Here is a 15294-nt window from a genome sequence, read left to right as displayed (position 1 = left end):
TACGGAGCCTTATTGTATATTACTTCCCTACTACAATAACATGAAAGGTGCCCGGTATTTGTTGCGGCCTTGGGTGGGCATTGTCGGCCGTTGGTGCAACCGGTTTTGATTTGCCTGCTGGCAGGTATAATTTGTGGGTTAACACATCAATCCCTATTGTCCGCGCACTAGGTTCGGTTATTATGTTTTCTACAAACTCAAACTTATCGGCGCTCAGCTCGCGTATTACTGAAATTGTGCCTTCGCCATTAGAGGCATAAGCCAGCTTCAGAGTTGGGTCGAAAGCTACACCATCGCAGCCGCCAATTGGATATTTGCCAAATATGTGGCCGTTGCCGGCATCCATTACAACCATGGTTTTGTTACCGCCGCAGCCTATAAACAAACGGTTGGTTTTAGTGTCGATAGCAAGGCCTGATGGTTCTTCGCCGCCATCAAGTTTCCAGCGGTTTAATACCTGGTTTGTTTTGGCGTCTATTTCAACTTCCTCGTTGGTATCTTCAATATTAACAAACACTTTTCCTTTCCCGTCAGATACGCCGGTTTCGGGTTTTCCGCCTAAAGGTATAGTGGCAACAACCATATCGGTAGCAGCATCAACTACTGTTGCATCTTTACTGCGGCCATTAAACGCATAAACCTTCTTTGAAAATTCGTCATAAAAAATAGCATCCGGGTTGGTGCCTGCAGCAACCTGTTTTAAAACCTCGTTAGTTTTAAGGTTAAAAACAGTAATGCTGTTTGCCCGGCCATTGCTGGTGTAGCCTTTATTAAATTCAGGAGCAAGGGCTATGCCGTGCACGCCTTTGGTATCGGGGATTACGCCAACCGAATCGCCGGTGGCAACATCCAAAATATTTACCTGCATTCCGTGCGATACATAAATACGCTTGCTCGCGCCATCAACAGTAATATAATCCCAGCCGCCACTACTTTTTATGGGGAAGGTGGTTAACACTTTAAAGCCTGTTTTTTGGGCAAATAATAGTGAAGGGGCGGCTAAGGCCAAACCCGTTAGCGCTATGCCGAATGCTTTTAATAGTAATTTCATGTGCGTAGTTAACTAAACATTCTGTATAAATCCTGTAAAATTCACGCTAAAATATTGAAACTGCGCAGGGTGCGTTGAAAACCACATTTAGCGCAGGCCTGCGACCTGCGCTGACGGAGGTCGCCCCTTTGGGGCTGGGTGTCTTATCGTCACTTTAAGTTATTGTACATCATAAAACGTGATTATTTTTCCGTTTTTTGCACTGAGAAATCATCAAAGCCCCAACGGGGCGCAATTCATCAGCACAGGTCGAAGGCCTGTGCCTAAAGGCAAATGATAAAACAAATTGGAGATTTTACTGGCTCGCCAGCATCACATCATTGCGTTTAAGCAAACGTACAACCTGTACAAAACGCATTTTGTAGGTATCGTCCATTGTTGTAATGGTAACGCCGTGCTCTTTACCCGAGGTGGAGTGGATAAATTTAAATTCGCCGCCGTTATTACTGTACACAATGCCTACATGGCCTATACGGTGGCTATTGGTGGGGCTCGTGAATATGACGATGTCGCCGGGTCTGGCGTCGTCATAAGTAACTTTTTCGCCTACGTCAATAAATTCACCTGACGAGCGGGGCACATTAAAATTGAAATTTTTAAATACGTAGCTTACAAATCCGGAGCAATCAAAACCTACTTGTGGGTTGGATGTTGCAGAGCGGTAACGGGTACCTATCAGGTTTTGAGCAAAGTTTATTAATTTATCTGCCGAAACAGAATCAGTACCAAAAGCCTGGTCGTAAGTACGGTGAACTACCACTTCCTCTTCCGATTTTTTATGGTGACGACTTGAAGTTTTATGCGATTTTTTTGATTTTGCTGGTTTTTTCGCGCGTGCAGCACATGGCAACACAGCGACCATGCATAGAAGGAGAATTAGGGTGGTTAATTTGTTCCTCATTTTACGAGGACAAGATATTAGATTTATTTAAGTAACCCAAATTTTTTATCAAAATTGTAAAAAAAATTGGTGATTAATTTTGTATCACCCTCAAAACCAACGCTTTTTTAACAATTTATTAATATTAATGCGAGTTCGATATAAGAAGACGATCCATTAAGCCATGTGTAAAACCACAATGGCTGGTCGTCGCCTCACCCTGCCCTCTCCAAAGGAGAGGGTTCTGAAAAGCAAATTTCGAGGAGCGAAGCTAAAGTCCTCTCCTTTGGAGAGGATTATTACATGAGGGCTTCGCCGTTTAGGTGAGGCGAAACGCGAGCCCCTGGGTAAACGCCACGGATTTGTCACTACTAATTCTTATATCGAACTCACGTTAATATTATCTACTGTCCGGCGTTATCCTGGGGCATCGGCGGGCTATTATCGTCGCGCTCCTTATCCTTTTTAAACTCCAGCTTGCCGAATTTATAGCTTAAACTGATACCAAACGACCGGAAAGGCACCAACCTGCTGCTTGACTGATTAAAATTAGAACCGAATGTACTTGATTGCAGGTTTACATACTGGCTAAACGGATTGGCGGCAGTTAATCCGATACTTGCTTTTTTATTCATAAACTGCTTACGAACGGCTAAATTGTAAAATGCAAATGCCGGCCTTGAGCCCTGAATGGTTTTTTGCGATGAACGGTAGTTCACAAAAAACTCGGCTGCAAAATCATCGGCAAACTGGTAGCTGCCATTAAGGTTAATGCGGTACATAAAACCACTAACCGAAGGGCTGCCCGGGTTGGTGGTAACCCTGTCGGCAAAAAACATGTTGGAGCGCAGGCTTAACTTACCGGTTACGGGTAACGAACCGTACAGGTTTATTCCTATATTATTCTCGCGGCCGATATTATAGCGTTGATCAAGTGAGACGTTGTTATAAGTGGAATCGCCAATTTTTATTGAAGGGTAAAACGTGGTGAACGATTGTATGTCGTTTGTATTATACCTGTAAAATGCAGCAACATATACGTTTGCACCCTTATCGAATGATTTATTGTAGCCCAGCTCAAAATTGTGACCAAGTTCCGGTTTCAAATTCGGGTTGCCCGTGCTGATGTTGTGCGGGTCGCTGATGTTGTAAAATGGGTTCAGGTCGCGGTATTCGGGGCGTTCCAACCGGTAACTGTAGCTAAATTTTATCGATTGTGTTTTGCTCAACTTGTGTGTTAACACAAATGATGGCGCAAAAATGCCGTATGACGGGATGATGGTATTCGGAAAATCGGAAGTCGAGCTGGTGTGCTCGTACCTTAAGCCTGCCTTTCCATCAACAAAATTAAACAGTGAAAACGATGCTGAAACATAGTAGGCAAAAATGGTGCGCTTATAGGCAAACCCATAGGTTTGAAAGGGGTTAGGAATATAAGCACCATTGCTAAGCGATTGGCTTATGATGCTATTATTTAAGTTTTCGATAACCGTTTTAGCTCCCGTTTCAATATTAAAATCTTTAGCTACTGGCTGTGAATAATCAACCGATATATCTGTCTCTTTATCCCTTCCAGGGTTGTTGCTTGTTGAACCAGTCGACGGGACAACCGGCGCTAAATAATCCTGCCGCAGGGTATAATCATTTACATTGCTCCCATAGCTGGCATTGTATAATATATTTAATTCCTGGCCTTCTTTAGCAAACGTTTTCTTATAGGCCAGGCTCCAGTCTTTTGAATTGGCGCTAAATCGACTGCTTGAATTACTGAGGCTTAACGTATCAATATTTTGACCGTTTAAGGCTGCAAGCGTGTTTTGGTCCTGGTTGGTGATGCCATGTCCATTGTTGCCAAAATGGTTGAAGTTTATGGATGCCGTCAACTCATCTCTTGGGCTGATGCTCCAGTTAAAACTGATGCCCGATTGGTAGCCACTTCTTTTAAATGCACTGCTCCCCTTTTGCGATAAACTGGTTATAGTATCCCTTGCACCATTGTACGACGTGCGGTTATTTGTACTGATGGCTGTGCTGTTCAATTGCTCGTTACCGCTAAAAAATGCGTTTACACCAAAGTTACCTTTACGCGCACTCAGGTTAAATGAGCCGTTTTCGAGCCGCGTACCTGCTGAAAGATTTACGCTTCCGTTTATACCTTGAACTTTGCTATCCTTTAATATGATGTTGATGATGCCTCCAGTACCGGCTGCATCATATTTGGCACCGGGGCTGGTAATTACTTCAATGCTTTTAATCTGGCTGGCCGGGATAGCTTGTAGTGCATCGGTTAAGCTGGCGCCAAAAATGCTTGATGGTTTCCCGTTTATTAAAAACCGGATGTTGGCGTTGCCCATCAGTTCTACATTGCCGTCAATATCAACAGTAACCATCGGCACTTTCTTCAACACATCAATTGCTACGCCGCCTTGTGCTGTTAAGTCGTTACCGGGGCTGTAAACAAGCTTGTCAATTTTATTTTCTACAGTAGGTGCGTTTGCGGTAACGGTAACACCCTTTAGCTGACTCTGCACCGGAGATATCGACAAGCTGCCAACCGACAAATTTTTAGCCGTTGCGCTGATAACCAAATGTTCGACGGTAAGTTGTTTGTATCCTAAAAAATCAACTTTTATAATGTATTCGCCGAAGGGGATATTTTCAATTTTAAAATTTCCTTTAGGGTCGGTGCTGGCGCCGTTAAATGGCGACGTGCTGCCTTGTTTGTATATACCAATGGTGGCGTAATCTACTGCTACTTTTGTAACGGCATCAATTACCTTTCCGGCAATTTTACCGGTATTGTTTTGATTATTATTTTGAGCCTTAAGATTTAAAGAAGTTATTATCAGCAGTAAAAATATCCAGTGCTTTTTCATCCGGTTTGTTTCCAACAATTTATACCGGCAAAGGTCCGGTACGACTTTGGATTAAAACTGAATTTTGAAACAACATTAAATGTGAAACACGTGTTGACACCTTATTATTATTAAATAATTGATTTACAAATACTTAACATGAAAAAATTCAAAACTATGCTAACACTGTCAACACCTTTTGGGCTCTTATTCACGCAAAAATAAGCACTACGCTGCCTCCAATTATCATCAGCGCTCCTACTGCCTGCGCTATGCTCAACGATTCTTTTAAAAATACAACCGCCAAAATAATTGCCAGCGCCACACTTAATTTATCGATAGGCGCAACTTGTGATACCTTGCCCATTTGCAGCGCCTTAAAATAGCATATCCACGATAGACCGGTGGCACAGCCGGACAATGCCAGGAAAGTCCAGTTAAGTTTGTTGAGGCTGCCGATAGACCCCACGCCCCCCTTAAAAAACACAATGGCCCAGGCAATTAATAATATCACTACAGTCCGTATTGCAGTAGCCAAATCGGTATCAACCCCTTTTATACCAACTTTTGCAAAAATTGCAGTTAAGGCTGCAAACAGGGCCGAGAGTAAAGCGTATATCCACCACATAAAACACGATTTAATGATTTGAATGATTAACAGGATTAAAATTAGATAATAAACCTGTGTAAAATTGGGACAACAAACAGAACACGATTTAATGATTTAAAAGATTACACGATTAATACCAAAAGCCAACCTACATAGAGTTAATAAAAATCCTGTAAATCCTGCCAAATCCTTAAATCGTGTCAAAATCGGTGAAATCAAAATAAAACAGAAATCATCCAAAATCAGCGGTTATCTTTATCAGAAAAATTAGGTTTTGAAAATACTGATTGTTGAAGACGAAGAAGGCCTGCGCGAAAGTATCGAAGAATATTTTACCGAAGCGGGCAATATTTGCGAAACTGCGGCAACATATCAAAGTGCGCTGGCAAAGGTTAATATGTACCGCTACGACTGTATCCTGCTGGATATTACCCTGCCCGGCGGCAACGGACTGGAGATACTTAAGAGTTTAAAAGATAACAACCACCCGGATGGGGTGCTTATCATTTCAGCCAAAAATTCGCTGGATGACCGGCTGGAAGGATTAAACATTGGGGCCGATGATTACCTGGTAAAACCCTTTCATTTATCTGAGCTGAAGGCAAGGGTAACAGCCATAATCAGGCGAAAAAGCTACAATGGCAGCAATTTACTGGTGTTTAACGAAATCACCATCGACCTGCAGGCAAAAGAGGTTAAGATTGATAACACGCCGCTTAAATTTACCCGTAAGGAGTTTGCCTTGCTGCTTTATTTTATAGCCAACAAAGGCAAAGTGGTATCAAAAAACGCTATTGCCGAGCACTTATGGGGCGATGGCATTGATATGGCCAACAACTTCGATTTTATTTATTCGCACATAAAAAATATCCGCAAAAAATTAATGGAAGCCGGATGTGCAGATTACATACAGGCAGCCTACGGCATGGGTTATAAGTTTACCGATAAATGAAGCTGTTAACCAAATACAACCGGGTAAACCTTATTACCACCATTATTGTAATGCTGATAACTGGCTTTATCTATTACCAGGCCATCAGCTACATTTTAACCGGGATAAAAGATAAGGACCTGGTGGTTGAGGAACGCGAAATTTTTGACTACGTAAAGCTTAACCACGAGTTGCCCCAAACTTTTGAATCAAACGATCAGCAGATAACTTTTACATCTGCCAGCCCCGGTTCGGTGAAACGAGAGTTTATAAATACCGAATATTATAAAAAATTTGAGGGCCACCACAGGCACAGGCGGCAGGGTGAATATGAAGCGGGCCGGGGGTTGATAAGTTCGGTAACAGTTGGTAACAACTATTATAAAATACTTATCATCGTATCTAAAGTTGAAACAGAGGACCTTATCCGCCTGATATTTATCATAACCATAGGTGTGATATTGTTGTTGCTACTGGTGTTATATTTAACCAACCGCCTTATATTGAACAGGCTATGGCAACCCTTTTATAATATTATGGGCGAGTTGCGGTTGTTCAGCATTGCTGATAAACACGAAATTACGCAGGTAAATACAACGATAGATGAGTTTAATGAACTTAACAAGGCTGTGGTTGATATGGCCGGACGGGCAAAGCACGACTATGATGACCTGAAAGCATTCACCGAAAATGCATCGCACGAGTTACTCACGCCCATTGCCGTTATTAACTCAAAGCTGGATACCTTGATACAAACCGAAAACTTTAGCGATCAGCAAAGCAAGCTGCTGAACGACTTATACACCGCGGCATCAAGATTAACGAGGTTGAATCAATCGCTGCTGCTACTGGTAAAAATTGAAAATAAACTAATGCACGACAGGCAGCAATTGAACCTGCTTGATTTGGTAGAAGAAATGACAAGCCAGTTTGAAGAGATTTTTAGCGACAAAGAATTAAAAGTAACCTGCAATCTTCATAACAAAGAGATTTACGCCAACCGTTACCTTACCGAAATATTGTTAAGCAATCTTATCAGTAACGCAATAAGGCACAATTACATTGGTGGCGAAATTATCATCAGCCTGGATAATGAACGGCTGATCATTCAAAATACAGGAGATGCGGAACCACTTGCAGGCGAAAAAATATTTACCCGTTTTCATAAATCGTCGCACTCCGAGGGCAGCGGTCTGGGATTAACCATTTCCAGGCAGATATGCGAGAGTTTTGGTTTTAAGCTGGAGTACTTTTACGACCAGGGTTATCACGTTTTCGAGGTGATATTTTAACTAATTACCAACAAAACAAACTTTTGAGTATCAATGTTATTACAAGTTATAAATACTGCCAACATAACCGTCCGTCCTAAATTAATCCAGATTTATATCCTATTTTAGCTAACTGAATACCCTTATTGATTACTTAATGAAATTGCTTTTCAGCATTATTTTAAGCCTTTTTGGTTGTGCTGCTGCCTTTGCGCAAACCAACACGCTCGACCATTTTTTAGAAACCGCCAAAGGTAATAGTCCCCTGCTAAAGGACTTACGTAACCAGGTAGCCTCGAACCAGGTTGACAGTTTGCGCCTCCGTGCCGGCTTAAAACCACAGGTTAATTTAAACAGCGGCGGCTTATACGCGCCGGTTGTTAGCGGGTATGGATATGCTTCGGCTATTACTAACGAGCATACTTTTAATGCGCTGGTGGGGGTTAATCAAACCATCGTCGGGAAAAAAAATGTGGATGCACAGTTGCAGGCTATTACACTGCAGTCGCAGTCCGTTAGCAATACTGCTAAAATTTCTGAACAGGATTTAAAAAAGGCCATCACCACCCAATACATTACTGCCTACGGCAGCCTGCAGCAGCAAAAGTTTAACCAGGAGGTGGTAACCTTGCTTAACCAGGAAGATACCCTGCTGCGCAAACTTACCCGCAGCAACGTTTATCGCCAAAGCGATTACCTTACTTTCTTGGTAACCCTGAAACAGCAACAGCTAACGCTTTTACAATCTCGCCTGCAATATAAAAACGACTTTAGTACACTTAATTACCTGGCCGGCGTAGCTGATACCACGATAATTGAGTTACAGGAACCCAAAATTGAAAGGGCCATGTTACCCGATCCCGGCACGAGTATTTTTTTCAGGCAATACCGGCTCGACAGTCTTAAACTAGTCAACAGCCGCCAACTGGTTGATTTTAGTTACAAGCCCAAAGCCAGCATTTTGGCCGACGGCGGCTATAACAGCGATTTTATGGGCCAGGCTTATAAAAATTTTGGCGTTAGTGCCGGTTTCAGTTTTACCCTGCCGCTTTATGACGGTGGCCAGCGTAAAATGCAGTATAGAAAACTATCGCTCGAGGAGGAAACCAGGCAAAACTATAAAGCATTTTTCGATGCCCAATACCGCCAGCAAATTGCACAGTTAAAGCAGCAGATAAAGGATACTGAAACCCTGTTGCAGCAAATTGATGAACAGATTAAGTATTCGGAGGGCCTCATCAAGGTTGATACCAAGCTATTGCAAACCGGCGACCTGCGCATTGCCGACCTTATACTGGCCATCAGCAATTATTTTACGGTAAAAAACCTGCGTGCTACCACTAACATCAACAAACTACAACTCATCAATCAGCTAAATTACTGGAACAGATAAAATGAAGACATTCGCCGTTAAATATTTGGTTTTGGGCATTGCGGTATTGCTTTTTTCGTGCAAAGGCAAGGACAAAGCCGCCGATGATGAGGATGCCAAAGTAGCATCGCAAACACCGGTTACCGTTACAACTGTTAACGACAGCACGCTGGTTGATTACATCGACCTTAGCGCTACGTCAACCATTCTGCAAAAAAACTATGTAAAAGCAAATGCCAACGGATATATCGAACTAGCTAATGTTAAACCGGGCCAAAACGTAAGTAAAGGGCAATTACTTTTCACCATAAAAACCAAGGAAGCCCAAAGCATTGGCAACAGTATAAACGTGCTCGATACTACTTTCAAATTTTCAGGAATCAATAAGATAAAGGCTTCAGAGTCAGGCTATATTTCACAACTGAGCCATCAAAAAGGCGATTACGTAGCCGATGGAGAAGCGCTGGCCGTAATTAGTGACCGCAGCAGTTTTGTGTTTTTAATGCAGCTGCCGTACGAGTTGCGCCAATATGTAAAAATGGGGCAGAATGTTGACCTCACCTTGCCCGGCGGAACAAAAGTAGGCTCGACAGTTACTTCGTTTATGCCAACAGTTGATACGGTGGCACAAACGCAGGGTGTGGTGTTAAAAGTAAACACAGCTCAGCAAATACCTGAAAACCTGATAGCCAAAGCGCGCATAGTAAAATCAGCAAAAACTAATACTGTATCGCTGCCAAAAGCTGCCATACTAGCAAATGAAACCCAAACGGAGTTTTGGGTAATGAAATTGATAAACCCTACCACTGCCGTAAAAGTGCCGGTTAAAGAGGGCATCCATTCGGGCGACAGGATTGAGATTTTATCGCCATCATTTACCAAACAGGATAAAATAGTTGTTAGCGGGAATTATGGCCTGCCGGATACCGCCAAAGTAAAAATAATTGAGCCATGACCCCTATAAAGGACTCGTTTTTAATGCATAGAAAGCCGGTAAGCCTGGTATTGGTCATCATAATTATGGGTGGTTTGTTTGCATATTCAAAGCTGCAAACCTCGCTTTTCCCCGAAATTACCTTCCCTAAAATAAAAGTAATAGCTGAGGAGGGCCTGCAACCGGTAAACAAAATGATGGTTACGGTTACCAAGCCGCTCGAAAATGCTATAAAGCAGGTGCCGGGATTGCAAACCGTACGCAGCACTACCAGCCGCGGCAGTTGCGAAATATCGGCTTACATGGATTGGAGCACCGATATCGATATGAGCCTGCAAAAAATACAGGCTGGTATCGACCAGGTAAAAAATGACCTGCCGGCAGATGTAAGCATTACCGTGCAGAAAATGAACCCCTCCATACTGCCGGTTAGTGGTTACACGCTCGAGAGCCACAGTCGTTCTCCCATTGAGTTGCGGCAGTTGGCCACTTATACCGTAAAGCCTTTCCTGTCGCAGGTTGATGGCATATCCGAAATACGGGTAATTGGTGGTAAGGCAAAAGAGTATTGGCTAACGCTCAACAAACAAAAAATGAGCTCGCTCGGCTTAACGCCCGATATTATCAGCACTACGCTAAGCACCACCAACTTTGTAAAATCTGAAGGTTATTTATCAGACTATAAACGGATGTACCTGACTGTTACCGATGCTACAATCAATGCAAAGGACCAGTTGGAGAACCTGGTAATAAGCAATAACCGCAAGCGTGTGGTAAGGTTGAAGGACTTTGCCGACATTGCCATACAGGAAAGCATTGAATATACCCGGATAAACGCAAACGGGCACGATGGTGTTCTGATTGCGGTTATCAAACAACCGGATGCTAACCTGGTATCGTTATCGGCGGATATGGATGGCAAGGTTGCCGATTTGCAGAAAATTTTGCCGAAGGACGTAACTATAAAACCTTACTACGAGCAGGCCGATTTTGTAAAAGAGTCTATAAAAAGCGTGAGTGACAGCCTTTGGATTGGTTTACTGCTGGCAATTATCGTTGCCGTTATTTTCCTTCGTTCGGTAAAGGCGAGTGCCGTTATTTTAATTACCATCCCGGTAACCCTTTGTCTTAGCCTGGCGGTTATTTATGGTGTAGGCTATACATTTAACATCATGACGCTGGGTGCAATTGCCGCGGCGCTCGGCTTAATTATTGACGATGCCATTGTGGTGGTTGAGCAAATTCACCGTACTCACGAAGAGCATCCGCGCGAACGGCCGTTAAAATTGATAAAAACCGCCATCGACTACCTGTTTCCGGCTATGCTGGGTTCCTCAATAAGCACGATTGTAATATTTGTGCCCTTTTTGCTGATGACGGGGGTTGCAGGCGCATACTTTCATGTGCTCACCAATACCATGATCATTACCCTGGTGTGCTCCTTCTTTGTTACCTGGATAGGCCTGCCCGTAATTTATACTTTGCTAAGCCGGCATAAGCCCAACAGCACTGCAGTATCAAAAAAAGAAGAAGAACACCATGTTAAAAAGCAGCGCTGGGTTAAATGGTTTATACTGCGGCCTTTTGTTAGTATAATAATAATTGCGGCGGCCGTGCTGGCTATCATATTTATACCGCCCCTGCTCGAAACCGGCTTTTTGCCTGAGATGGATGAAGGCAGTATTGTGCTCGATTATCGCTCGCCGCCCGGCACCTCGCTCGACGAAACCGACCGCATGCTGCGCCAGGTTGAAAAGATAATTGTAAAACAACCCGAAGTTAAGGCTTATTCGCGCCGCACCGGTACCGAAATGGGTTTTTTTATAACTGAACCCAACAAAGGTGATTATCTTATCCAACTAAAAAAAGACCGCGACAAAAGCACCGAAGAGGTTATCAGCGAACTCCGAAAGAAGATAGCCGCAAATCAGCCTGCTTTGAATATTGATTTTGGCCAGGTAATTGGCGATATGCTGGGCGACCTGATGACATCAATAGACCCGATTGAGATAAAAATATTTGGCGATAACCAGCAAAAACTGCAAGCGTTGTCCCAACAAGTGGCAGGCATTGTTGAAAGTGTAAAAGGCACGGCCGATGTGAAGGACGGGATAATAATTGCAGGCCCGTCGGTAAGTATCGACCCGCATTACAGCAAACTTGCACAATATAATATTACAGCCGCCAGTCTACAATTCCAGCTACAAACCGCACTCGAGGGCAATATAATAGGCAATCTGCTCGAACGCGAGCAGCTATCGCCCATACGCATGGTTTACCCCGGCAACCGCGGTTTAAATGTTACGGGTATACAAAATCAAACGGTATTTGTACCAAGCGGTAAACTGATACCTATTAGCGAACTGGCCGACGTGACGCTGAAACCTGGCGATGCCGAGATTAACCGCGAAAACCTGCAGTCAATAGGTGTTATAAGTTCCCGTTTGGAGGGCGCCGACCTTGGCAGCGTTATCCCTGCTATTCAAAAAAATATCACCCAAAAAGTAAGTCTGCCGCAGGGCTACCACATTGAGTATGGCGGCGACTATGCCCAGCAGCAGCAATCATTTAAAGAGTTGCTGACTATCCTCATTACCTCAAGCTTACTGGTATTTGCAGTGATATTGTTCCTGTTTAAGCAATTCCGTATTGCCGTATTAATTTTGATAGTGGCAGTGTTAGGCATTTCGGGCAGTATACTGGCATTATTTATTACCAATACGCCGCTAAATGTTGGCAGCTATACCGGGCTGATAATGATTGTAGGTATCATTGGCGAAAATGCCATATTTACCTTTTTACAGTTTAAACAGCGTGCGCTTGAAAATATTGAAAAAGGTACTGAAAACGGTATTGACGAAGCAATTGTGTACGCCATATCAACACGGTTAAGGCCAAAGCTGATGACGGCTATCGGTGCAATTATAGCTCTGATGCCATTGGCGTTGGGCATTGGCGCCGGTGCGCAGTTACACCAGCCATTAGCTATTGCTGTTATTGGCGGCTTTGTTGTAGCGTTGCCTATGTTGCTGATAGTACTGCCAAGCGCAATGCGCATTTTGTACCGGGGCGGTAAGTTCCATGAGAACGCACATCAGCTTAACGGCGACAACCATAACGGCGAAACAGCGCTAAGCTAATAAAACAAAAAACCGGCCTGCAAATATGCAAAGCCGGTCGGTTGGATTGGTGTGTATATTTATAGTGATACAAAATCTGCTGAGCTGTCTTTAACACCATCAACATCTGTTTTGATAATGTTGTCAGCCACCAGGTTTGTAGTAGTTAGCATTGAGGCTTTGTTGTATTTAAGTGCTGCATAGGTAATATTGCCGGCAACGTTAGCCCTGGCATTATCGTTAAGGGTGATATCAGCGCGGAAAGCATCCACATCCAGTTTCGCCGTTGCATTGTCATAAAGCTTAACATCGATATCAATTGCAGCAAACTTGCCGAATGATTTTACTGATGCATTATCATAAACTTCAAGGCTGCGCAAATCGCTTACAGTTACCCAAACCACCAGTTTTTCTGTTTTGTATGATGATATACAAAGCGCGCCGTTTTGGCTTTGAACCAATGCTGTTTCTTTATAGTATTGGTTGTAAACTTTTACCTGGTCGGTTGCACCTGCCGATACATAAAGCTCAACGTTACCATGAACTTCGATTTTGTTAATACTGCTTACTTCGGTTAATATGGTATATGCCTGTGAGTCTTTTGCTGCTACAGCATAGGTAGAATTACTTAGCCCAAATACTGCTACCAGTAATATTGCTGCTGTTATTATTATAGTTTTCATTGTTGTATATTTTATTGATGAATTATTTATTTTTTAATTTACTAACCCATGCCAAATTTGATACCCTATTTTTAAATAGTTGATAATCAAATAAATAAATTTTTTACTATTGAAAAAAACGTTCGATAGCGTACGCTTTGTGAACCATGGCGAACGGTTTTTACCGGTCGGCAGAGATAAATAACCGGCACCAACCCAATTTTAATACAGAATTATCACCTATATTTATACTTTAACCAATTAATCGCCACAGGATAGAGGATATTGGAGTTGTTTGGAGTAATGCTCAATTTTAATTTCCAGCCCTCGTACAATTCAAAGGGCAAACAACCACAGGTTGTGATTTATAAATGGCTATAATGCCCTATTTCGGCAATAATGGGCTCAAAAAGCACGTTTTGAATTAAAAAAATAAATTATTAATATAATTTTACGGAATAAAAATTTACAATAAAATTATATTTAAGCATCATATTATTATCTTTACCCCTGATACTATTTAAGCTAATGACAAAAAGAACCGATTTCGTTTACTCACAGGAGTCTGAGCCGCACCGTATAAGGACAAAAAAAATCTTAAAAGAATTTCCGCACCTAAGGCAGTTGATTGGTAAAAACCCGATAACAATTTTTGCCATTATAGGATTGGTGGCTTTCCAGGTAGTGCTCGCCTGGTTTGTGCGCGACCAATCATGGTGGATTATTTTTGGCGCTGCCTATCTTTTGGGCGCCTTTGCCGACCACGCTCTTTTTGTGATGATACACGAATGTACCCACAAGCTGCTGTTTAAAAATGGCAACGCCAACAGGTGGGCATCAATGTTTTCAAATTTGCCTCAAATTTTACCGAGCGCAATCTCGTTCGAAAAATATCATATCAAACACCACTCTTTCCAGGGTGTACATGAGCTTGATGCCGATCTTCCCAACAAATGGGAAGCAAAGCTGATAGGTAGCTCGTTCTTTGGTAAAGCATTATGGCTGCTGTTTTTCCCAATATTCCAGATATTTCGTTTATCGCGGTTACGCGAAATTCACCCTATTGATGGGTGGATTATTACCAATTTTGTTTTACAGGCAGCATTCACCACTGCCATATGGTACTTTATGGGATGGCCGGCAGTAGCGTTTTTGCTGCTGAGCTTCTCGTTTTCGGTTGGCCTGCACCCGCTTGGTGCGCGCTGGATACAGGAACATTACCTTACCCATAGCGACGAGCAGGAAACCTATAGCTATTATGGCTCATGGAACGTACTTGCATTTAACGTAGGCTTCCACAATGAGCACCACGATTTTCCATCGATACCATGGAACAAGCTGCCTGAGATAAGGAAAGCTGCTCCTGAATATTACGATACATTACATTATCATACTTCGTGGACCAAGTTATTCTTCAGATTTTTGTTTGACAGGGAGATATCGCTGTTCAACAGGATACTAAGAAAAGATCGCGGCCGCGTAGCGCTTACCGATGTCTCAAAACCTGATACCGACCTGATCAAAGCACAGGAACCGGCAGCGGTTTTGTAAACAGCATTCGATATAAAATTTATGGAGATGACCTGCCGAATGGCAGGTCATTTTTGTT

Annotated in this window: 11 protein-coding genes; 6 read left to right on the top strand and 5 right to left on the bottom strand. The window is 42.8% G+C overall.

Annotation, left to right across the window (positions count from 1 at the left end; genetic code table 11):
- Positions 1–19: 19 nt before the first annotated feature.
- From Q0R52_RS17485 to Q0R52_RS17470, 4 genes are all read right to left on the bottom strand, one after another.
- On the bottom strand, positions 20–1051 hold the full coding sequence (locus tag Q0R52_RS17485) for a YncE family protein (protein WP_295796517.1): 1032 nt from the start codon (positions 1049–1051) through the stop codon (positions 20–22).
- A gap of 295 nt (positions 1052–1346) precedes the next feature.
- Positions 1347–1952 (bottom strand): C40 family peptidase, encoded by a 606-nt coding sequence (locus Q0R52_RS17480; protein ID WP_295796515.1) that lies wholly within the window; start codon positions 1950–1952, stop codon positions 1347–1349.
- A gap of 383 nt (positions 1953–2335) precedes the next feature.
- A complete protein-coding gene (locus tag Q0R52_RS17475) occupies positions 2336–4807 on the bottom strand; it encodes a TonB-dependent receptor (protein ID WP_295796512.1) in 2472 nt (823 codons plus the stop codon).
- A gap of 190 nt (positions 4808–4997) precedes the next feature.
- Positions 4998–5414, bottom strand: a complete 417-nt coding sequence (locus tag Q0R52_RS17470; protein ID WP_295796510.1) for an EamA family transporter — start codon at positions 5412–5414, stop codon at positions 4998–5000.
- A 256-nt stretch (positions 5415–5670) separates the two neighbouring features.
- Here Q0R52_RS17470 and Q0R52_RS17465 point away from each other — a divergent pair, with 256 nt between their 5' ends.
- The 5 genes from Q0R52_RS17465 (at position 5671) to Q0R52_RS17445 (ending at position 13044) form a co-directional block, all read left to right on the top strand.
- Positions 5671–6348, top strand: coding sequence for a response regulator transcription factor (locus Q0R52_RS17465; protein ID WP_295796508.1), 678 nt, complete (start codon positions 5671–5673; stop codon positions 6346–6348).
- Positions 6345–7619, top strand: a complete 1275-nt coding sequence (locus Q0R52_RS17460; protein ID WP_295796506.1) for a HAMP domain-containing sensor histidine kinase — start codon at positions 6345–6347, stop codon at positions 7617–7619. Before Q0R52_RS17465 ends, Q0R52_RS17460 begins: the two co-directional genes overlap by 4 nt.
- 136 nt (positions 7620–7755) lie before the next feature.
- Complete coding sequence (locus tag Q0R52_RS17455) at positions 7756–8991, top strand: TolC family protein (RefSeq protein WP_295796504.1); 1236 nt, start codon at positions 7756–7758, stop codon at positions 8989–8991.
- A gap of 1 nt (position 8992) precedes the next feature.
- Entirely contained in the window at positions 8993–9925 is a 933-nt protein-coding gene (locus Q0R52_RS17450) for an HlyD family efflux transporter periplasmic adaptor subunit (RefSeq protein WP_295796502.1), read from the top strand.
- Positions 9922–13044 (top strand): efflux RND transporter permease subunit, encoded by a 3123-nt coding sequence (locus tag Q0R52_RS17445; protein WP_295796499.1) that lies wholly within the window; start codon positions 9922–9924, stop codon positions 13042–13044. Before Q0R52_RS17450 ends, Q0R52_RS17445 begins: the two co-directional genes overlap by 4 nt.
- Positions 13045–13103: 59 nt before the next feature.
- Here Q0R52_RS17445 and Q0R52_RS17440 read toward each other — a convergent pair whose 3' ends face one another.
- Positions 13104–13706 (bottom strand): DUF2807 domain-containing protein, encoded by a 603-nt coding sequence (locus tag Q0R52_RS17440; protein WP_295796497.1) that lies wholly within the window; start codon positions 13704–13706, stop codon positions 13104–13106.
- A gap of 507 nt (positions 13707–14213) precedes the next feature.
- Between Q0R52_RS17440 and Q0R52_RS17435 the strand changes: the two genes are divergently transcribed.
- The gene (locus Q0R52_RS17435) at positions 14214–15236 is read left to right on the top strand and encodes a fatty acid desaturase (protein WP_252788327.1); all 1023 of its coding nucleotides are present in this window, start codon (positions 14214–14216) and stop codon (positions 15234–15236) included.
- The last annotated feature ends 58 nt before the right edge of the window (positions 15237–15294 follow it).

The sequence above is a fragment of the Mucilaginibacter sp. genome (assembly GCF_025359345.1).
In the GTDB taxonomy this organism is placed as follows: domain Bacteria; phylum Bacteroidota; class Bacteroidia; order Sphingobacteriales; family Sphingobacteriaceae; genus Mucilaginibacter.
The sequence above is the reverse complement of the archived record's forward strand: the minus strand, read 5'-3'. Positions and strand labels throughout refer to the sequence as shown.